This is a genomic window from Nitrospirota bacterium (assembly GCA_016214855.1).
Lineage (GTDB): Bacteria > Nitrospirota > Thermodesulfovibrionia > Thermodesulfovibrionales > UBA6898 > UBA6898.
Genome location: JACRMT010000005.1, coordinates 106,621 through 126,289 on the forward strand (window position 1 = coordinate 106,621; position 19,669 = coordinate 126,289).

Consider the following 19,669-nt stretch of genomic DNA (forward strand, 5'->3'; position numbering starts at 1 on the left):
CGGATTACTTGACTACTTTTTCCCTCAAACGCCTTACCAGGTCGTTGTACGAACTTGACCTTATGATCTGAGTGAACTGTGTCCTGTAGTTGTTCACGAGGCTTACGCCCTCGACGATAATGTCATATACTTCCCATTTATCCTTTTTCCTGAGAATCCGGTATTCAACCGGGATGCTGAGCCCTTTTTTGTCAACGATCTTCGTTTTAACCACGGCGTAATCGCCGTCTGATTTCTCGTCGTAATACACGACTTTTTCATTTTCGTACCGCTCAATTTTTTTGATGTAGGTGTTTTCAAGGAGATCGGAATAAAGGGCCACGAACTCCTTCTGCTCGGCAGGAGTCCGGTCCTTCCAGTGGGCGGCAAGTGATCTTTTTGCCATCTCCTCAAAGTCGAAACGCTTTATTACCGTCTGGCGGATGCCGGAACGCCGCTCTTTTTCCTTTTCCGGCTTCCTTAATTCCTTGTCATTGAGGATCTTCATGACCGCATCGACCGTTTCCTTCACCTGATCGGTCGGTTCGCCTGCCTTTGCACTGAGAGGGAAGCAGGCCAGAGAGAGTCCTGCAATGAAGGCCACAAGGGCCAGGGAGAGCCTGTTTTTTTTCATGAATGCTATACCTTTCCGAATACGAATTTTGAGATCAATTCCTCGATATCAACGGCAGATTCCGTGTCCCTGATCTTCCCGCCGGTTGGGAGGATTTTGTCCGAGCCGCCCGGAGTTATCTGGATGAACTTCTCGCCGATCAGCCCCTTTGTTTTTATGGAGGCAATTGCGTCGTCATGGACCTTTACGCTGTCATCAAGGGTGAGTTCCAGTAATGCCGTATTATTGCTCAGACGTATATTTTTTATCGAGCCCACTTCAACCCCGGCTATCTCGACAACCGCTCCGGGCTTTATGCCGCCGGCCTTTTCGAACTCGGCGAGGAGAGTATATCCTCTTTTGCCGGTGAGGTCCAGGTTGCCGAGCTTCACGGAAAGATACCCGACTGAAAGAATTCCTATCAGCAGAAAGATGCCCACTGCAAGTTCAAGATCGAATTTTTTCATCGTTGTTCTCCTCAGGATATGATATCGATAGGCCCTTCGAGCGAGCCGGTGATGAACTGTTTTACGACAGGATTGGTCGAGTTCCTGATCTCATCAGGAGTCCCTGCCTGTTCAATGATCCCATTATGCAGCACGGCTACCTTGTCGACGATCCCGAAGATGCCGGGAACCTCGTGGCTTATGATCACTGCCGTAAAACCGTATTTATCATGTGTTGTTTTTATGAGCTTATGGATCGAACTGGTGATGACCGGATCGAGGCCGGTCGTCGGTTCGTCAAAGATCACCAGGGAAGGTTCTGTTATGAGTGCCCGCGCAAGGGCCGCACGTTTTTTCATGCCTCCACTCAATTCTTCCGGAAATTTGTTTCCCCGGTCTCCCAGGCCTACGTCCTCAAGCGCACGCATGACCCTTTCCTGTATCTCAGCTTTCCTCATGCTGGTCTTTTCTTTCAGGGGAAAGGCTACATTTTCTGCCACGGTCATGGAATCGAACAATGCCCCCCCCTGGAAAAGAACACCGAGTTTTTCCCGTATCCGGTCAAGCTCAGCCAGCGGGAGTTTTGTGATATCGATGCCGTCTATCAGGACCTGCCCTGCATCCGGCCTGAGAAGACCCATAATGTGCTTGACCAGGACGCTCTTGCCGCATCCGCTCTTGCCCACGACCGTAACGATCTTGCCGGTCGGGATGAGCAGGTCTGCGCCTTTCAGCACGTTCTGACCCTTAAACGATTTATAAAGACCGATGAGTTCGATCATATCTCTTCCCTATTCGTTCCCTCTGTCCTCTATATCAGAAATGATCCGAGTGAATAGTCCCATATGAGGATCAATATGGATGACAGAACAACTGCCTCGGTCGTTGCCTTGCTCACGCCTGCAGCCCCAAAGCCTGAGTTGAAACCCTTATAGCAGGAGATCCACGAAACAATGAGACCGAAGCTGACGGATTTATAGAACCCCAGGAGGACGTCTTTCATCTCAACATAATCTTCCATGAGAGAAAAATACGTGCCGCCGCTGATACCCAGAAGCTTTACCCCGACAAGGTATCCCCCATAAATGCCGATAACGTCGAATATCGCCGTGATAAGGGGGAAGACGATCAATGCCGCAGTGATATTCGGAACGATCAGATACCGGATCGGGTTGAGGGCCATGGCGGTGAGCGCATCGATCTGCTCTGAAATTCTCATCATGCCCAGTTCAGCCGTAAGAGCTGAGCCGGCTCTGCCGGTCACCATGAGCGCTGAGAGTACAGGGCCCAGTTCGCGGATAAGACTGAGCGCTATGCCGGGGCCCAGAAGGGCTTCGGAGCCGAATTTTCTGAGAATGTAATACAGCTGAAGAGCCAGCACCATGCCGGTAAAAGACCCTGTCAGAAGGATGACGAGCATGGATTTGTTCCCGAAGAAGCGCATCTGGCGCAGCAGCTGTTTGAACTTAAAGGGAGGCTTGAATATCATCTTGAGAGCGCTCAGGAGGAAAAGGAACATCCTGCCCATTTCTCTGAGCGTCGATAACGCATATCTGCCGGCCATCCTCAATAAATTCGCCATATTAACGCTTTATTATACAGGAAGGTGGCAAAAAGTTGTCGTCAGAATAACGGGCTCTGCAACCGATCTTTCATGCCGCCAGACACCGGAAGCTTGCTCCCGTTTGTCCCGGTATACTATTCTTTAAGCTGGCGGATCGTGCAATATTCCGATGTCGTCAGGGGGGCAGGTTATCGCATGAATAATGATCAGATAAAAAAAATCATTCAGGCTGTGCAGAAGGGTGAACTGGCTGTAGAAGAGGCTGTAAGGAAGATGCAGCATCTCCCCTATGAAGATATCTCCTTTGCCAGGGTCGATCATCACCGCCACCTGAGGCAGGGTGTGCCTGAGGTGATCTTCGCTTCCGGCAAGACCGAAAAGCAGGTGATCGAAATAGCGCGGACCATGTATAAGAAGAGCAGAAGTTTTTTGATCACCAGGGCAACAGAGAAGATATACAGGTCTCTGAAGATCAAGGGCGCTTCTTTTCATGCCCTGTCAGGCGTGATCTCCATTGGCGGGCAAAAGAAGAAGACCGGTAATGTGCTTGTCCTCACTGCCGGGACCTCGGATATCCCTGTTGCTGAAGAGGCTGCAGTTACTGCAGCATTCCTTGGAAGCAGCGTAACTACCGTCTATGATGTTGGTGTTGCCGGCCTTCATCGTCTGATGGACAGAAAAGAAGAACTCGGAAAAGCGCGGGTGATCATCATTGTTGCCGGCATGGAGGGTGCGCTTCCTTCTGTTGTCGGCGGCATGACAGACCGGCCGATCATTGCAGTGCCTACATCAATCGGTTATGGCACCAGTTTCAATGGCCTTACCGCGCTTTTTGCGATGCTGAACTCCTGTGTTCCCGGCATTGCAGTGGTGAACATAGACAACGGCTTTGGCGCCGGCTGCCTTGGGCATAAGATAAATACCATTCGTTGATTGTAAGGTTTCAGTGGATGCGGTAACATAACGCACCCTACACCTGCTTAAGGCACCTACTGTTTGGCTCTTACCTCAAGAGGGGGTTTATTCCTCCCCTTAAGATAAGGGGAGGCGAGGAGGGGTTATGATTCTTCCGCGCTTTGCTGAAGAGTTACCTTTGATTCCCAAGCATGCCGGATCGGGAAACGAAAATCCCCTCTGCTTTTATGGCCGGAACCTCTCTACCTCAAAAGGCATGCCAGAGTTTATATCGATACCCAAGTGACTATTTACTTCGACCTTGCATAGTCGATCATCCCTTGAAAATCAATGACAACTGCTTCCTCGTCTCCTACGACCCAAGCGTCATGACCAGAGGGGAGTAAGGAAACATCACCAGCCCTACACTCGATCTCTGATCCATCATCCATTCGAATCATTAGCACACCCGAAACGTGATACTGGAAATGTGGTGCTTCGCAACTCTCTGTTTTAGCCAACGGCTTTACTGAAGTTGACCATCTCCAGCCGGGCTCAAAGACTGCACGACCCACGGTCGCCCCACCAATGTTAATAAGCTCCACTTTTCCCTTTGGGAAGTCGCGTACTTCATCCGGCTTATTAAAACTTTTTAATTCGGCTTTCTCTTCCATATGCACCTCCTAAGTAGTAATGTACATTTTATCACAGATAAGATATCATGCAATTACAAGCTTGTAGCGTGTAGCGCCTGCTGAGCTCTCAATACGACATTCTGATCCTTCATTAACCAGCGGCCGTTAAACTGAATGGTGTTATCTGGAGAATCAGATCGATTTCTGATTGCCCACGCCCATTGAGTGACTGTCACGTGTGCCTGAGTCAAATTGACATTATCTTTTCTGCTCCACTATACTTTAATCAACCCTTGGGGGAGGCTGCTGAGGCCTGAGAGTCTCTCGATAAAACGGGAGAGACCCCTTGTACCTGATACGGATAATTCCGACGGAGGAAACAGGGAATTGATCAGAAAAGGCAACCGTATCCTGAAAGGGATGCGGTTTTTTGTTTTATGAAACTGAAAATTAACGGCGAAGACAGAGACAATATCAGCGCTCAAACAGTGCAGGAACTGCTTGAAGACCTGAAGATCACAGTCGGCAGGGTGGCTGTTGAGGTAAACATGGTCATAGTAAGAAGAACGGAATATGAGCAGTTCAGGCTCAATGACGGAGACGTGGTCGAGATCGTTAACTTTGTTGGCGGGGGATGAGGTTGTTCAAAGTTCCGAGTTTGTCATTCTCTCGAAAATACCCCTCACCCAACCCTCTCCCCCAAGGGGCGAGGGACCAAATGTTTCCCTCCCTTGAGGGGAGGGATTAAGGGCGGGTGAAAGTAAAGAAGGATTCCGAATACCCAGACTTCGATCAAGCTATCCGGAATGACTGAATAGGCTGATGTGTAGAATTACGTTCAATCTCATTATCAGAATGTGGAACTTTGAATATTGAACGAAGTTTACGGAGGAAATATGGAAGATACGCTTATCATTAGAGGGATAGAGTTCAAGTCCCGGCTCTGGGTAGGGACAGGAAAATACAAGGATTTTGAGGAGACGAAGAAAGCTATCGAGGCATCGGGCGCTGATGTGGTGACTGTAGCAGTCAGGCGCACGAATATCACGGACAGGAAGTCTGAGAACCTTCTCGATTTCCTCGATCCGAAGAAATACAAGATCCTTCCTAACACTGCGGGCTGTTATACGGTCGAGGATGCGCTCAGGTATTCGCGGCTTGCGCGCGAGGCAGGGGTGTCTGACCTTATCAAGATCGAGGTGATTGGCGACGAAAAGACACTTTTCCCTGATGTGATCGGCCTTCTGAAGGCGACCGAGATCCTTGCAAAGGAAGGGTTTATCGTGTTCCCTTATACGAACGATGATCCGATCATGGCAAAAAGGCTTGTTGATGCAGGCGCTGCTGCGGTCATGCCGCTTGCTGCGCCGATCGGCTCAGGTCTCGGGATCAGGAACCCTTACAATCTCAAAATTATTCTTGAGCAGGCAACCGTCCCGATCATTGTGGACGCAGGAGTGGGAACAGCATCCGATGTTGCATTTGCCATGGAACTGGGCTGCGATGCAGTTCTGCTGAACACGGCAATAGCAGGCGCAAAGGACCCGATCGCCATGGCATCGGCCATGAAGTATGGGGTGATCGCCGGCCGGCTTGCATACAAGGCAGGCAGGATCCCGCGGAAACTCTATGCAACAGCAAGCAGCCCCTTTGACGGCATGCTGTAAAGATAGTGATGCGTGATCAGTAATGAGTGTTGATTGGTGAGTAAAGCAGCTGTTGATAAAGAGCCCCTCCTTACCAAGGAGGGGTGCGGGGAGGTTATGATGGTTATTTATTCATACCCCACCCGACCTCCCCTTGTAAAGGGGAGGAGTCAGCACGTGTGTAAGTTGTAATGGCGACACCCGATTTCAGGTTGTATCTCATAACCGACAGAAAGTTATTCGGCTCTTCAGACGCGATGCTGGACGCCATTGAAAAGGCCCTCCGGGGCGGCGTGAAAGCTGTTCAGCTGAGGGAAAAGGACCTTGGGATCAGGGAACTTCTTGATCTGGCATACAGGATGAGGGCACTGACCGCGAGATACGGTGCAAAGCTCTTTATCAATGACCGGGTCGATATTGCGCTGGCTGTTGATGCGGACGGCGTGCATCTCAGCCGGACGAGCATACCGGTGCAGGCAGCCCGCAAGGCATCTGGCGAAAGATTGATGATCGGTGTTTCAACGCATGGAGTACAAGAGGCTCAGCAGGCCGAGGCAGATGGCGCCGATCTTATAACACTGGGGCCGGTGTACGAAACGCCTTCAAAAATGCAGTACGGCATGCCGATCGGCATTCATCTGCTGAACGAAGCGGCAAGAAATTGCAATATACCGGTCTTTGCGATAGGCGGCATAACGATCGGACGAATAGAGGAAGTATTGAGACAGGGAGCATTCGGGGCAGCGCTCATATCAGCTGTCCTGACGGCTGAGGATATTCAAAAAACCACAGAGGAGTTTATAAGGAAACTATCATGACAAGACTTGAATTAGCCAAAAAAGGGACGATCACTGATGAGGTGAAGCTCGTTGCTGCTTCCGAAGGATTGACCGCTGAGCAGCTTTCAGCAGATATCGCATCCGGCGTGAGCGTTATCCCGATCAACCGGAATCACGCGATAACGCCTATCGGCATCGGCAGGATGATGCGCACCAAGATCAATGCAAACATCGGAACGTCAAAGGACAGGATCTCGATCGAGGAAGAGATGGAGAAACTCGCAGTGCTGGTGAAGTATGGCGCTGATGCGGTGATGGACCTTTCCACCGGAGGACCGATCAAAGAGCTGAGGCAGATGATGCTGAAAAGGTCCCCTGTGGCAGTGGGAACCGTGCCTATTTACGAGACGATCGTGAGGACCGTTGCACAGAAAGGTTCGATTGCGAAGATGACAGCAGACGACCTTTTCGCCGTTATCGAGGAGCATGCTGCAGACGGCGTTGATTTTGTCACGGCACATGCAGGCCTTACCATGAAAGCGATCGAGCGGCTGAAGAACGAAGGCAGGATCCTTGACGTGGTGAGCAGGGGAGGCTCCTTCCTTGTTGAGTGGATCATCTACAATGAGAAAGAAAATCCTCTGTATGAGCAGTATGACAGGCTGTGCGATATTGCATACAAGTATGATATGACCCTGAGCCTTGGTGACGGCATGCGGCCGGGATGTCTTGCTGATGCGACTGACCGCACCCAGCTTGAGGAGTTGCTTACGTTGGGCGAGCTGCGCGACAGGGCAGTAGAGAGGAACGTGCAGGTCATTATCGAAGGGCCGGGCCATGTGCCGCTCAATCAGGTGGAGCTGAACGTAAAGATCGAAAAAGAGATCTGCAAGGGCGCGCCTTTTTATGTGCTCGGTCCGCTGGTAACTGACATAGGCATGGGGTACGACCACATTACTGCTGCTATTGGCGGGGCCGTAGCCGGAGCAGCAGGAGCGGACTTTCTCTGCTATGTGACGCCCTCTGAGCATATCAGGCTTCCGACCATAGAGGATGTGAAAGAAGGCGTTATCGTATCAAAGCTTGCGGCACATGCTGCTGACATTGCCAAAGGCATTAAAGGCGCTATGGATGCTGATATGAAGATGGCAAGGGCGCGGAAGGCATTGGACTGGAACGGCCAGATAGCCTGCAGCCTGAACCCTGACAAGGTGAGAGAGTGGAGGGCTGAGGTCCCGCCTACAGAAACTGAGGTATGCAGTATGTGCGGAGAGTTCTGCGCCATCAGAACAGTTGAAAGGGCGCTGCACAAGAAGAGTTAATTCGTGAAAGCGCGAAGCGTTTATGCGTGAGACAGCAAGAAGATGAAGGCGGTGGCGGCCATACTGCTGATCGGACCTACGGGTTCGGGGAAGACCCCCTTGGGCAGTTGTATCGATCAGCTCGGCATAACTGGCCGTAAATGTCATCACTTTGATTTCGGTCATGAGCTGCGGTCCATTGCAAATGCAGAAAATCTTCCTGAAGGTTTTACTGAGACCGAACATCAATTCCTGAAAGATGTACTGGTCAAGGGGCTTCTTCTTGAAGACCGGCATTTTCCTCTTGCAAAGAAGATCGTCAGGGATTTTCTTGCCAAACGCTGTTTCAAAGAAACCGATATGCTTATCCTCAATGGTCTTCCCCGCCACATTGGACAGGCGCGGGACATGGAAGAACTGGTGAATGTTACCTCACTGCTTGTTCTTGAGTGTGCAGATGACGACGTATCTGAGAGGATCAGCCGGAACACGGGAGGCGACAGGACTGATCGCATTGATGACGCTGACGAGATGATCAGGAGGAAGCTCGAGACATTCCATAGCCGCACATCACCGCTTATCGCTTACTATGCCGAACAGGGCATCAGGTTCATAACAATACCGGTGCATGCCTCATCAACTGCTGAATCTGTATATTCCCGATTTATCTCTCTGCTTGCACGATAACTGTTTTTGTCTGATCAGCAGCAAAAGGCTATAATTGGTCATGCACCTCTTATTTCTGAAATGCATTACCTCAAGGAGAATTCATAGCCATGAACCGGATACAAACATTTTTTCTTTCTCTGTTTTTTCTTGTCGTTCCTGCGATATCAGGAGCTGAAGAGAGCATGCCCCTCCATACCCTGCAGGTGCGATTTGATCTCGAAAAGAACAGGCTCCTGGGGCGATCGAGCATAGCCCTTCCGGCAGGCAAGGCCTGGACCGTTCATATTGAAGGGCTGACCATAACATCAGCACTTGTCCAGGGAACATCGGTGGCAATAGAGAAAGATGCACAGATCATCAATCTGAATGCCTCTTCTGCCCCAATAGTTTTGGCCATTGAGTATGAGGCATCGTACGCATCTGTTCAGAAGAGGGGCAGGGAAGACGGCATCGAGACTGCCAATCTGGCAGGCCCGGAGGGGATCGCGCTGATCAACGGCTGGTATCCTGCGATAGAGGGTCTGGCCAGGTTCAGGCTTTCTGCAGAGGTCCCGCAGGGTTTCCAGGCTGTTTCAGAGGCTGACGAGATCATCATGCAGGAGCGTCAAGGGTCGAGGGAGTTCTCCTTTATCTTCGACCATCCGGTTGAGAGCATTAACTTCATTGCGGCGCAGTACGCTCTTAATAAAGAACAACATGGGACAGTTACGGTCCATACCTATTTCTTTCCTGAGGACAGGGAACTGGCTGCGAACTATCTGGAGCAGGCGAAAAAATATATTACCCTGTATGAAGACCTGATCGGCCCATTCCCATTCAAACGATTTTCTGTTGTAGAGAATATCCTTCCGACAGGGTACTCCATGCCGACCTTTACGCTCCTTGGCAGGGATGTTGTCCGTCTCCCATTTATTGCCGAGACTTCGCTGGGGCATGAGATCCTGCACCAGTGGTTTGGCAACGCGGTATATGTTGACACCAAAGGCGGCAACTGGTCTGAAGGGCTGACAACCTATCTTGCCGACTATCAATATGAGGAGATGAAGGGCAAGGGAACTGAGTACCGGAAACAGATACTGGCCAACTATCAAAGCTCAATAACACCTGAAAAGGATCTTGCCCTGAAAGACTTTATCTCACGGACTGACAAGGCCACTGCCTCCCTGGGATATGGCAAGACGGCAATGGTCTTTCATGCACTGAAAGGATCGCTTGGACAGGATCATTTTCGCAGCGCATTAAAGGAGTTCTACGAAAAGAACAGGTTCAGGCCAGCCTCCTGGCAGGATCTGCAGAAGGCCTTTGAGACGGTCTCCGCAAAAAACCTTGACTGGTTCTTTCAGCAATGGGTCGAGGGGAAAGGAGCCCTGGACTTTGACATCAAGGATGTCATGGTGAGGTATGAGGGTTCGAAGGCGCGCATATCGTTTGACATTAAACAGGAGACGGTTCAGAGATTTCAGCTCCCGGTGATGCTGAGAACAGACAGGGGAGAAATTCACAGGACCTTTGATGTGGAAAAAGAAACTGAATCTTTTGAGGTAGAGACAGGGGATATCCCTCATGAACTGGTGATCGATGAACAATACGATCTCTTCAGGAAGCTCACGGACGATGAAATTGTGCCGATCGTCTCCATGCTCCTTGGTGACCAGAGCAGGATATTCGTGCTTCCTCAGGGCAGGGAGAAGGATTATGAGGAAATCGGAGATCTTCTGAAAGAGCAGGGGTATACTGCCAGGAAAGAGGAAGATCTGAAATATGAAGATATAAAGGGGTCGTCGCTGCTTGTCCCTCATGATGCGGCATTCTTAAAGCGGTTATATGCGAACATTGCAATGCCTGAAGGCGACTTTGCACTGGTCATGAAGGAGAATCCGTACAGCCGGACAAGGGTCATTGCGGTTATCACTCCCCTGCCTGCGGCCGAGACCAGGAAGTATCTCAGGCGTATCACCCACTATGGTAAATACAGCACACTGGCCTTCAGGGACGGCCGCAATATCACCAGGACCATCAATGAGAGTGAGCAGGGCATACGGATCTTATTGGCCGATGAAATTACGGCCGTCGAACTGCCGCGCCTGACGACCGCTGCCCAGGTCTTTGAAAAGGCAGGCACAAAGGATATTGTCTATGTCGGCGAACATCACGACCGTTTTGATCATCACCGCCTCCAGTATCAGGTGATCCGGTCGCTGTATAAGAAAAATAACAAACTTGCCATTGGCATGGAGATGTTCCAGAAGCCATTTCAGAAGGCGCTTGATGATTATATCTCGGGAACGATCGATGAAAAGGCTTTTCTGAAAAAGTCCGAGTATTTCAAGCGCTGGGTGTTTGATTATAACCTTTACCGCGAGATCCTGCTCTTTGCACGGGAGAACAGGATCCCGGTCATTGCCCTGAACATCCAGAAAGAGATCGTGACAAAGGTCTCGAAAGACGGGCTTCAGGCATTGAGCAAAGAGGACATGAAAGACGTGCCCGAGGATATGGACCTCGCTGATCTGGAGTATAGGGAAAGGCTCAGGACTGTCTTTGAAAAGCACGCGGGTTCAGAGTCACGAAACTTTGACTTCTTCTATCAGTCGCAGGTGCTCTGGGACGAGTCCATGGCCCACAACCTGAACGACTTCATGATAAAGAACCCCGGGCACCAGGTCGTAGTGCTGGCCGGGTCGGGTCATATGGCCTTTGGATCGGGCATCCCGAAGCGGGCGCACAGGATAAACCGGAAGGACTACTCGGTGATCCTGAACTCGGACGATATTGAAAAAGATATTGCTGACTATATCCTCTATCCCTCTCCGCTGTCCTTTACCGAGTCGCCGAAGCTCGGCGTGATGCTGAAAGAGGAGAACAAGGCTGTCAGCATCAGCGGTTTTTCTGCTGAAAGCATTTCAGAAAAGGCAGGGCTTACGGCAGATGATGTTATCCTTTCGCTCGACAACGAAAAGATCGAAACGGTTCAGGACATAAAGATCCATCTGTTCTACCGGAAGAAAGGCGAAACAGTTGCCGTGAACGTTGCGAGAAAGAGTTTTTTCTTCGGGGTTAAAGAGCTGGCGTTCAAGGTTGTGTTGTAAGAGATCTTCAGCGCGCGGACTGTGATGAGATCCTATCCCATTGACCATATCCTTCCGTCACTTAAAGAAGCGGTGTCCGACAGCAGGGCTGTTGTTCTGCATGCGCCGCCCGGTGCGGGAAAGACCACGAGGGTCCCGTTGGCCCTGCTTGATATCATTACTGCGGAACAGGGCCGTATTATCATGCTTGAGCCCCGCAGGATCTCGGCGGTATCTGCAGCCCGGTGGATGGCCCGTCTTCTTGGGGAGGAGGCTGGCGAAACCGTAGGATACACCATACGGTTTGACAGCCGTGTTTCCGGCAGAACGCGGATAGAGGTTGTGACCGAGGGCATACTTACCCGCCGTCTTCAGACTGACCCGGGCCTTGAGGGTGTTGCCATGATCATCTTCGACGAATTTCATGAGCGGAGCATTCATGCAGACCTTGCTCTTGCCCTCTGCCTTGACATTGGCCAAAGTATAAGGCCTGACCTCAAGCTGCTCGTTATGTCTGCCACGCTTGACTGCGGTCCGATCTCAGCTCTCCTCGGCAATGCGCCGGTGATCTCTTCTCCCGGAAAGGCCTTTGCTGTTGAAGAGCGCTATAGCTCGGACAACAGGAGCATGACACTGAAAGAAAAGGTCGTTGATGCTGTTGTGACGGCAGTCAAAGAAACGACAGGCGACATCCTTGTTTTTTTACCGGGGTCAGGCGAGATACAGCAGTGCAGCGATGCGCTCAGGACCATTATCCAGGGGAAGAACAGGGATCTCTCGATCCATCCCCTGTATGGAGACCTTCCGTTTGAAGAGCAGGAGCGCGCAATACTCCCCTCTGAAAAGCGCAGGATCATATTCGCCACGAACATCGCCGAGACGAGCCTTACGATCGAAGGCGTGAGCGTTGTGATCGACAGCGGACTGACCCGCAGGATGCAGTATGACCCCTCAACCGGCATGAACCGCCTGATCACGGTCAATATTTCACGGGCGTCTGCCGAGCAGAGAAAGGGCAGGGCAGGCAGACTCGGCCCCGGCGTCTGTTATCGTCTGTACAGCAGGCATGCGTTTCAGTCCATGATACCGTTCAGTCCTGCAGAGATCCTGGTATCTGACCTGTCTTCGCTCCTGCTTGAGCTTGCCCTTTGGGGTGTAAAGGAACCTTCTCTGCTGGCATGGCTTGATCCTCCTCCTGCTGCAGCCCTTGACTCAGCCAGGCAGCTGCTGATCATTCTGGGGATATTTGATGAGTCATGCTCGGTCACGCCGGAAGGCAGGCGGGCAGCCCGGCTGCCGCTCCATCCGCGGCTGGGGAGTCTGTTGCTGAGAGCTGATGAGTCAGGGTGTATCGGACTTGGCGCTGACCTTGCCGCAATTGTCTCGGAACGGGATATTGTGCGGCGCAGACCTTCCGTATCGAGCGAGCCGGATATAGGAACAAGAATAGAGATGCTGTCTGCATGGCGCAGAACTAAAAAAGTGCCTGACTTTGCTGATCTCTGGGCTCTGAGGGCAGTGGACAGGACATCAAAGCAGCTCTTGCGGCTTCTGTCAAGAGCGGACAAGGTTGCTGATAAAGAGGTCAGCGATCCGGATATGATCCCCCGGCTTCTGCTCAGCGCTTTTCCGGACTGCGTAGCTAAAGGGCGTGAAGAAGCCAATGGCAGTTTTGTCCTTATGCAGGGAAGGGGCGTACGGCTGTCTGCAGAGAGCAGCCTTGCCAGAAGCCCCTATATTGTTGCCGTGAATCTGGATGCAGGAGACAAGGCAGAGGGCAGGGTGCATATTGCAGCTTCTGTTTCAGAAGCCCTCATCCGGCAGGAATGCAGCAGAGGGATAAAGACGCTCCGCAGAATCGCATGGAGCAGGAGGGAGAGAAAGGTCATTGCTGCTGCTGAAGAGAGCCTCGGCGCGATCCTGCTTTCTGAGAAGCCCTTTTCGCCGACAGAGGAAGAAATCCTGCCGATAATCTGCGAGGCTCTCAGGAATGATCATTCTCTCGTCATATTCAGTGGTGAGGCGAGGAGATTCCAGGCACGCGTCGATCTTATTCGAAGGTCTTTTTCCGGGCAGAACATGCCTGACCTGTCAGATGAACGTCTTTTATTGCATCCGGAGGAATGGCTTTTACCCTGGCTCGGCAGAATGCGAACAGCCCGGGACCTTTCGAATCTGGACCTCCTTCCCGCGCTCAGGGCTCAGCTCTCATGGAAACAGCAGCAGTTCCTTGAGGAACAGGCTCCAACCCACCTGTCAGTGCCGAGCGGCAGCCGCATCGCTATTGACTACATTGCAGGAGAGATGCCTGTGCTCGCGGTCAAGCTTCAGGAGATGTTTGGCCTTGCCGACACGCCGACAATAGCCGGGGGCAGGGTCAAGGTGCTTCTGCATCTTCTTTCTCCGGCGCGCAGGCCAGTGCAGGTTACCAGGGATCTGGAAGGTTTCTGGAATAACGGATATCAGCAGGTCAAAAAAGAACTGAAGGGCAGATACCCAAAACATCCCTGGCCGGACGATCCCTGGAACGCAGTGCCGACGAGAAAAGTGAAAAAACGCGCAGGTTTGTGATGCAGGAGGGCCGGATCGTCCCTCCTGCATCCGGTCCTTCCTGCTATTTTTTCTTGTCTGTTTTTGCTTCGATCTCAGTTGCTTTCATCTGATACTGGATTGTCACCTTCGATCCGACCTTGAGATCGCCGGTGACCTTTGTGGTCTTGTCGCGTGCGATCTCCCATTTTTCCTTTCCCTTCTGGACAACGATCATATCGTCTTTCAGCTCCAGCACCGGACCTGTCACCTGGTAGTTCTTAAGCGATCCGGCGAATGCAAAAGAGGCCATAACCATACACAACACCACAACCATAATCACATACTTCATATATGCTCCTCCTTGTACGGAAAATGATCCGCCCGTCCGGGCAGTGCTATCTCTTCCCCTTGCCGAAGATCGAGCCAAGTACGCCGCGAATGATCTGTCGGCCGATCTGACTGCCGATGGCATGTGCGGCGCTCCTGGCCATGGCCTGAAATATCTTTGTGCTTTCTGAGACAGGTTCGTGGCCTGTCTGAGGAGACGCCGTAGGGGGCATTGCCTCTGCTGCCTTTTCCTTAAGTTTTTCGTATGCTGATTCTCTGTCCACAAGCCGCTCATAATGACCCGCGAGCACGGAACTGCTGATAACAACAGAGCGCTCTGCATCCGAGAGCGGAAGAAGCCGGCTTCGGGGCGGGCATACCAGTGCCCGTTCTACGATGCCGGGCACGCCTTTTTGATCGAGGAATGAGACCAGTGCTTCGCCGACGCCGAGTTCCATGATAACCGTTGCAACATCGAGATCCGGATTGGCGCGAAATGTTTCTGCTGCTGCTCTCACTGCCTTCTGTTCCTTTGGCGTGAAGGCGCGCAATGCGTGCTGTACCCGGTTGCCAAGCTGGCCGAGCACATCTTCCGGGATATCGAGCGGGTTCTGCGTTATGAAATAGACCCCGACCCCTTTGGACCTTATAAGGCGGACGACCTGCTCGATCTTGCCGGATAAGGCCTGGGGAATGTCTTCAAAGAGAAGATGCGCCTCATCAAAAAAGAAGACAAAGACCGGTTTGGGAGGATCTCCCACTTCCGGCAGCTGCTCAAAGAGTTCCGAGAGCATCCAGAGAAGAAACGTCGCATACAGTTTGGGTGACTGCATAAGCCTGTCAGCTGAAAGGATATTGACCATGCCCCTGCCCCTGCTGTCTGTCTGCATCATGTCCTGAAGATTGAGTGCCGGTTCACCAAAGAGATGTTCCCCTCCCTGCTCTTCCAGTGCAAGCAGGCTCCGCTGTATTGCTCCGGTGCTTGCGGCAGAGATGTTCCCATACTCACTCTTGAACTGATCAGCCTGCTCGCCTACGAATTTCACCATGGAGCGCAGGTCCTTGAGATCGAGAAGAAGCAGGCCGTTGTCATCGGCGATCTTGAAGATCATGGTGAGCAGGCTGCTCTGGATCTCGTTCAGATTCAGGATCCTGCCCAGAAGAAGAGGGCCGATCTCTGATATCGTTGTCCTGAGCGGATGACCTTTTTGGCCGAAGACGTCCCAGAAGATCACCGGCAGCTCCTCGAATTTCATATCTGCCATATTGAGCTGCGCAGCACGTTCCCGTATCTTTGGGTGTTCACCCCCTGCCATTGCCATGCCGGTGAGGTCACCCTTAATATCGGCCATGAAAACCGGTATGCCGATGGAGCTGAACTGTTCGGCCAGGACCCGAAGCGTGACTGTTTTGCCTGTTCCGGTGGCTCCGGCAATGAGGCCGTGACGGTTTGCCATACGGGAGATAATGCCTATCTCGTGGTCGGTTTTGGCAATGCAGAGTGATTCAATAACTCCTGCCATGAAGCCTCCTCAGTAACGCTGGATAGTGAAAAAATAATGCATCATAATATCACGTCATCAACGAAATGTGAATAAGACTGCCTGCTTCCCGCAGAAACTGCGCAACAGCACCGGATGTCCGCCCTTTCAGGGTCCTGTTGTTTATGCTTACGTATCTCATGTGTATAATAATCATCGTGACAGGGATCTGAGAGCTCAGGGGGACTAATATGGCAGGAGAACTAAAACGATCAAAGGCCGGATTGCGGCGGGGCACGGCAAGGATCATCGGCATTATCTTCATTCTCATCATGCTGGCTGCAGGGCTGATGCTCGGCACCGAGTCGACGCTTTCACTCAGACGGGACGATAATGGCGCAGTCACGGCGGTGAATGCCTGGCGCATTGGCGGCCATATCACCCTGCTGAAGCGGACGGTCCGGAATCTGCGTGAGGTAAAGATGCAGGCAGTGTCTCTGACCGAGCAGGAAAAGCGCTCCTCAGCATACCGCAATACCTTTGGGATGCTCAGCGTACCGGAGCAGGTCGTACTGCTCGGCGACAGCATGCTGCCGTATCCGTACCGGGAGGATTTTTCACTCATCAGGGCGTTTCTGGGGAACAAGGCAAAGAAAGCGGCCTCGCTGCTTCATCCGCTTGATATCCGCCGCAAGGTCGCTTCGTGGGTGCTGCTGGCATTTGCCGTGTTCAGCATTGCAGGCATGATCGTGAAAATGGTGACCGGCAGGGACCCCCTTGCCAATGCACCCAGAAAGGTGAAGCCCCTGCCGCCGGCAGTCGGTCAGGCAGTATTTATCTGCACAATCGTTGTTCTTATATGGTTCTTCTCGGCCGGACATCGGGTGTTTGGTCCGGTGGCGGCGAACAAGGTCCGCCAGCTTTTCGAATCTGCAAAGGCGGATAATGCGGCGGGTATCGAAAAAGCAGCGCGTACCGGGGTGTTTCCGGATGTACGCGATGATCAGGGTACAACCGCCCTGATCGTCGCAGCGCGGATGGGAGCGGCAAAGGCAGCGGAGGCTCTGCTCAGGGCCGGGGCCAATCCTGATGCGAGCGATCTGAGCGATAATACCGCCTTACTGCTTGCTGTGCGGGGCAGCCATGTTGATACTGCGATGCTCCTTCTTGATGCCGGCGCGGATGCCGGACTTGCTGATATGAACGGAAGAAACGCCCTCCATATGGCGGCTGAAGGGGGTGATCCGGCAATGATCAGGCTTATGCTTAAGGCCGGTCTCAAAGTCGACGGAGCAGATGCTCATGGCTGGACCCCACTCTTTTTTGCGGCCGCGAGCGGAAGTGCTGATGCGGTCACGACCTTGCTGAATGCGGGCGCCGATGCCCGCAAAAAACTGCCTGACGGCCGTACACCCGTAGACCTTGTGCAGGCTGACCCTGCAGTGAGTGCGGTACTCATGAAGGCAGCAGGCCGCTGAAAGGGCTGTTTACCCAGGCCCCTGCGCTCCGTAGGTATAATCTGAAAATGAATGAGTGGTGTGGCACCATTGCATAAATGAAAAAGACAATAATGTACGTGGAACTCAAATCGGGATTTAATGACAATGGCCCAGCGTGGATCGGCTACATTGCATATTCCAAATCCGGACAGACATTTTACTTCAACGGCAAGGCATTCAAAAAAGGCTCGGGAATAAGCGGAAATTATTATGATCTGGAGACCGGAGAAGAATACTGGATATCAGGAGTAAAAAAGAATCGACAGGACAGACACTGGACAGGTTCAGGCAAAGTAATGATAGATAAGAACTGCATAGATGAATACCTGAGAATTATCGGAAAAAGCAATTTAGACGAAAGACATTTTGAAATTGTGTCACTCGAGCCTTCAGCATCGTCCAAGGAATTTCATGAAGTCGAAAATAGAAAACTATAACAACGGCGTCAACCAGACGCGGAATAACCGCTTTTGGTTTTTATCTTTGGTTTTTTCCCGCGCTGGTTACGCCCGGCGTTCTCCGCTCGCTTCGCGAGCATTCGCGCCGCTGCGGTTTCCGCTCAATTCCGCCATTGTGGATAATAAAATAAATGTATTTTACTGAATTAATACTACCAATAATTCTCTATGGTATTCTCTGGGGTGCGTTCCATTTCTGGGGCTACAGTAAAACAATTCAGAAAGTAAAGACAAATCCTGAAAAATACTCAAAATTCACCATACTCATCTGCCAGAGACTTACTCTTTTTCCGAAAATTGTAATATCATTCCTCACGGCCGTTTTGATCCCGTTTCTCGTGATTGCCATAATCAATCTAATCTCATTTCTATTGGGTTTAATGATGTGAAAACATTCCACAACAAGCAAATCAACCCGATGCAGAATTGCGTCGGTCGGTTTTCGCAGGCCGCTTGCCTGCGCAGGTTATTTAAGTCGTAAACATAAAATGATAAAGAAAATACTACAACAAACATTTGCCGCCAGCCTTCTACTTTTTTCAATTGGCTGTGCCTCAACCAGTGGCCGTGTCCCCCATCCGCCGACATACAATGATTTTATTAAACTACAAACGCCAAATTACGACGAAATGAATGCCGAGTTTTTCCTGCGCCGCATTGAGTTAATGAACTGCATTTCTGCCTGCGACAACTCAGAAGGAAAAGAAATCGGATCAACAGAGCAACGCAAGAAAGAATGTATTAAGAACAAAGAAGATGAACAAACTATAAAAGAGATACTTCAGAATTTGCAGTTCAAGGAAGCTATGCAGCTTACCGAAGAAGAAATCAACAGGATTCGGCGTTTAAACAATTCACACACAATCATAGGAGCTGCTATACAAACCGAGACAGACAATTCTCTCGGCACTGTGCTTCTGGAATCCGTAACCGCATCGGAAAGGCCATCGGCGGTCGCCCTGTTATCCTTAATCGACCGCTATTTTGCTTCCAAGGAAATTGCAGGCAGCAATCTAACGGCAAAGTTGCAGGAAACCATTATGAAACTGCTTCAAGCAGCTCCAGATAATGCTCTTTCCTATTATCTCAACGGCTACAGATTGCAAAATGAAAAGAAAGCGAATGATGCGCTAATACAAATACAAGAGGGTAATGCAAGAAAATTTACCAACTACTCTAAAGAAAGATTTTATGGAGTAGTAGAAGCAGTAGAGTCGGTAGGCTATTCTCAGTTTACTGCACGCCAACATGCAATAAATTTTGCCAGTCCTGCGGAACTCTACTCTCAATTACTCAAAGCGTGCAAGGCGCTCATCTCAACAGGCAAAAAGGAAGCTGCGAAAAAGGAATGTCTCAGCATGGGCGAGAAAATTGAATCATCGAGTCTGACTACCTTTGAGAAACTTCAAGGGCTGATGATTCAGAGTCTTGCATATAGAGACTCTACTGATCCGAACGATATCGAACTCATGGGTAAAATCAGTGACAAGCAGAGAGGAACTCTGGAGAACAGCCCAAAATTACTAAAAATACCTTTCAGCGAAATCCCGGAGACCGTATGGCTGCAATATTTTGAAATATACGTTTCAAAGGATGAAAAGGCGGCAGGCTCATTTATCGAAGACTATTATTCAAAAACAGGACAAGGACACGGCAAATAAAGAAAATGTTTAACAAAAGCGTCCACACCGACGCGGAATAACGCTGGTTTGTTTTTGGCAAAGGTACTTGCCCGCGCGGGTGAGGCACGGTCGTTCCCCTTTCGCTTCGCTCGGAGG

General features: G+C 51.0%; 18 protein-coding genes and 1 riboswitch. Of the genes, 11 read left to right on the forward strand and 7 right to left on the reverse strand.

The features are described from left to right. Positions 1-4 precede the first annotated feature (4 nt). From HZB62_07110 to HZB62_07125, 4 genes are read right to left on the reverse strand one after another with little or no spacing between them, the layout of a single operon-like run. Entirely contained in the window at positions 5-613 is a 609-nt protein-coding gene (locus tag HZB62_07110; GenBank protein MBI5074921.1) for an ABC transporter substrate-binding protein, read from the reverse strand. Positions 614-618: 5 nt separating this feature from the next. Beyond that, positions 619-1,059, reverse strand: a complete 441-nt coding sequence (gene mlaD, locus HZB62_07115; GenBank protein MBI5074922.1) for an outer membrane lipid asymmetry maintenance protein MlaD — start codon at positions 1,057-1,059, stop codon at positions 619-621. An 11-nt stretch (positions 1,060-1,070) separates the two neighbouring features. Continuing rightward, positions 1,071-1,820 carry an ATP-binding cassette domain-containing protein gene (locus tag HZB62_07120; protein MBI5074923.1) on the reverse strand — a complete coding sequence of 250 codons (750 nt, stop codon included), beginning with the start codon at positions 1,818-1,820 and terminating at the stop codon, positions 1,071-1,073. 29 nt (positions 1,821-1,849) lie between these two features. Beyond that, positions 1,850-2,620 (reverse strand): ABC transporter permease, encoded by a 771-nt coding sequence (locus tag HZB62_07125; protein ID MBI5074924.1) that lies wholly within the window; start codon positions 2,618-2,620, stop codon positions 1,850-1,852. A gap of 177 nt (positions 2,621-2,797) precedes the next feature. Between HZB62_07125 and larB the strand changes: the two genes are divergently transcribed. Then, positions 2,798-3,535 (forward strand): nickel pincer cofactor biosynthesis protein LarB, encoded by a 738-nt coding sequence (gene larB / locus HZB62_07130; protein MBI5074925.1) that lies wholly within the window; start codon positions 2,798-2,800, stop codon positions 3,533-3,535. 272 nt (positions 3,536-3,807) lie between these two features. Here the strand turns inward: larB and HZB62_07135 are convergent, their stop codons facing one another. Further along, positions 3,808-4,170, reverse strand: coding sequence for a cupin domain-containing protein (locus tag HZB62_07135; protein ID MBI5074926.1), 363 nt, complete (start codon positions 4,168-4,170; stop codon positions 3,808-3,810). A 246-nt stretch (positions 4,171-4,416) separates the two neighbouring features. After that, positions 4,417-4,528, forward strand: a riboswitch (TPP riboswitch). Positions 4,529-4,568: 40 nt separating this feature from the next. On the opposite strand from HZB62_07135, the gene thiS reads away from it, so the two are divergent. The 7 genes from thiS to hrpB all read left to right on the forward strand — a co-directional run bounded on the left by thiS (position 4,569) and on the right by hrpB (position 14,165). Continuing rightward, positions 4,569-4,769 (forward strand): sulfur carrier protein ThiS, encoded by a 201-nt coding sequence (gene thiS, locus HZB62_07140; GenBank protein MBI5074927.1) that lies wholly within the window; start codon positions 4,569-4,571, stop codon positions 4,767-4,769. A gap of 258 nt (positions 4,770-5,027) precedes the next feature. After that, the gene (locus HZB62_07145; protein MBI5074928.1) at positions 5,028-5,798 is read left to right on the forward strand and encodes a thiazole synthase; all 771 of its coding nucleotides are present in this window, start codon (positions 5,028-5,030) and stop codon (positions 5,796-5,798) included. Between the two features lie 170 nt (positions 5,799-5,968). Continuing rightward, positions 5,969-6,595, forward strand: coding sequence for a thiamine phosphate synthase (thiE, locus tag HZB62_07150; GenBank protein ID MBI5074929.1), 627 nt, complete (start codon positions 5,969-5,971; stop codon positions 6,593-6,595). After that, positions 6,592-7,878, forward strand: coding sequence for a phosphomethylpyrimidine synthase ThiC (thiC, locus tag HZB62_07155; protein ID MBI5074930.1), 1,287 nt, complete (start codon positions 6,592-6,594; stop codon positions 7,876-7,878). Before thiE ends, thiC begins: the two co-directional genes overlap by 4 nt. Before the next feature lie 42 nt (positions 7,879-7,920). Continuing rightward, complete coding sequence (locus tag HZB62_07160) at positions 7,921-8,544, forward strand: nucleoside monophosphate kinase (GenBank protein ID MBI5074931.1); 624 nt, start codon at positions 7,921-7,923, stop codon at positions 8,542-8,544. 89 nt (positions 8,545-8,633) lie between these two features. Then, complete coding sequence (locus HZB62_07165; protein ID MBI5074932.1) at positions 8,634-11,615, forward strand: ChaN family lipoprotein; 2,982 nt, start codon at positions 8,634-8,636, stop codon at positions 11,613-11,615. 24 nt (positions 11,616-11,639) lie between these two features. After that, positions 11,640-14,165: an ATP-dependent helicase HrpB gene (hrpB, locus tag HZB62_07170; protein ID MBI5074933.1), complete on the forward strand. Its 2,526-nt coding sequence runs from the start codon at positions 11,640-11,642 to the stop codon at positions 14,163-14,165. A gap of 43 nt (positions 14,166-14,208) precedes the next feature. Here hrpB and HZB62_07175 read toward each other — a convergent pair whose 3' ends face one another. Next, positions 14,209-14,475, reverse strand: a complete 267-nt coding sequence (locus tag HZB62_07175) for a hypothetical protein (protein MBI5074934.1) — start codon at positions 14,473-14,475, stop codon at positions 14,209-14,211. Positions 14,476-14,521: 46 nt separating this feature from the next. Then, positions 14,522-15,976 carry a DUF853 family protein gene (locus HZB62_07180; GenBank protein ID MBI5074935.1) on the reverse strand — a complete coding sequence of 485 codons (1,455 nt, stop codon included), beginning with the start codon at positions 15,974-15,976 and terminating at the stop codon, positions 14,522-14,524. Positions 15,977-16,185: 209 nt separating this feature from the next. Between HZB62_07180 and HZB62_07185 the strand changes: the two genes are divergently transcribed. The 3 genes from HZB62_07185 to HZB62_07195 all read left to right on the forward strand — a co-directional run bounded on the left by HZB62_07185 (position 16,186) and on the right by HZB62_07195 (position 19,552). Continuing rightward, positions 16,186-17,412 carry an ankyrin repeat domain-containing protein gene (locus tag HZB62_07185; protein ID MBI5074936.1) on the forward strand — a complete coding sequence of 409 codons (1,227 nt, stop codon included), beginning with the start codon at positions 16,186-16,188 and terminating at the stop codon, positions 17,410-17,412. 77 nt (positions 17,413-17,489) lie between these two features. Further along, the gene (locus HZB62_07190) at positions 17,490-17,870 is read left to right on the forward strand and encodes a hypothetical protein (protein MBI5074937.1); all 381 of its coding nucleotides are present in this window, start codon (positions 17,490-17,492) and stop codon (positions 17,868-17,870) included. A gap of 509 nt (positions 17,871-18,379) precedes the next feature. Next, entirely contained in the window at positions 18,380-19,552 is a 1,173-nt protein-coding gene (locus HZB62_07195; GenBank protein ID MBI5074938.1) for a hypothetical protein, read from the forward strand. Positions 19,553-19,669: the final 117 nt, after the last annotated feature.

What these genes read in the sequence shown, in the direction of transcription:
- thiS (MBI5074927.1), top strand. Translation starts at nt 4,569, where the DNA reads ATGAAACTGAAAATTAACGGCGAAGACAGAGACAATATCAGCGCTCAA.
- HZB62_07145 (MBI5074928.1), top strand. Translation starts at nt 5,028, where the DNA reads ATGGAAGATACGCTTATCATTAGAGGGATAGAGTTCAAGTCCCGGCTC.
- HZB62_07180 (MBI5074935.1), bottom strand. Translation starts at nt 15,976, where the DNA reads ATGGCAGGAGTTATTGAATCACTCTGCATTGCCAAAACCGACCACGAG.
- HZB62_07160 (MBI5074931.1), top strand. Translation starts at nt 7,921, where the DNA reads ATGAAGGCGGTGGCGGCCATACTGCTGATCGGACCTACGGGTTCGGGG.
- HZB62_07195 (MBI5074938.1), top strand. Translation starts at nt 18,380, where the DNA reads ATGATAAAGAAAATACTACAACAAACATTTGCCGCCAGCCTTCTACTT.
- thiE (MBI5074929.1), top strand. Translation starts at nt 5,969, where the DNA reads ATGGCGACACCCGATTTCAGGTTGTATCTCATAACCGACAGAAAGTTA.
- HZB62_07185 (MBI5074936.1), top strand. Translation starts at nt 16,186, where the DNA reads ATGGCAGGAGAACTAAAACGATCAAAGGCCGGATTGCGGCGGGGCACG.
- HZB62_07125 (MBI5074924.1), bottom strand. Translation starts at nt 2,620, where the DNA reads ATGGCGAATTTATTGAGGATGGCCGGCAGATATGCGTTATCGACGCTC.
- HZB62_07165 (MBI5074932.1), top strand. Translation starts at nt 8,634, where the DNA reads ATGAACCGGATACAAACATTTTTTCTTTCTCTGTTTTTTCTTGTCGTT.
- HZB62_07190 (MBI5074937.1), top strand. Translation starts at nt 17,490, where the DNA reads ATGAAAAAGACAATAATGTACGTGGAACTCAAATCGGGATTTAATGAC.
- mlaD (MBI5074922.1), bottom strand. Translation starts at nt 1,059, where the DNA reads ATGAAAAAATTCGATCTTGAACTTGCAGTGGGCATCTTTCTGCTGATA.
- HZB62_07120 (MBI5074923.1), bottom strand. Translation starts at nt 1,820, where the DNA reads ATGATCGAACTCATCGGTCTTTATAAATCGTTTAAGGGTCAGAACGTG.
- HZB62_07175 (MBI5074934.1), bottom strand. Translation starts at nt 14,475, where the DNA reads ATGAAGTATGTGATTATGGTTGTGGTGTTGTGTATGGTTATGGCCTCT.
- HZB62_07135 (MBI5074926.1), bottom strand. Translation starts at nt 4,170, where the DNA reads ATGGAAGAGAAAGCCGAATTAAAAAGTTTTAATAAGCCGGATGAAGTA.
- larB (MBI5074925.1), top strand. Translation starts at nt 2,798, where the DNA reads ATGAATAATGATCAGATAAAAAAAATCATTCAGGCTGTGCAGAAGGGT.
- HZB62_07110 (MBI5074921.1), bottom strand. Translation starts at nt 613, where the DNA reads ATGAAAAAAAACAGGCTCTCCCTGGCCCTTGTGGCCTTCATTGCAGGA.
- thiC (MBI5074930.1), top strand. Translation starts at nt 6,592, where the DNA reads ATGACAAGACTTGAATTAGCCAAAAAAGGGACGATCACTGATGAGGTG.
- hrpB (MBI5074933.1), top strand. Translation starts at nt 11,640, where the DNA reads ATGAGATCCTATCCCATTGACCATATCCTTCCGTCACTTAAAGAAGCG.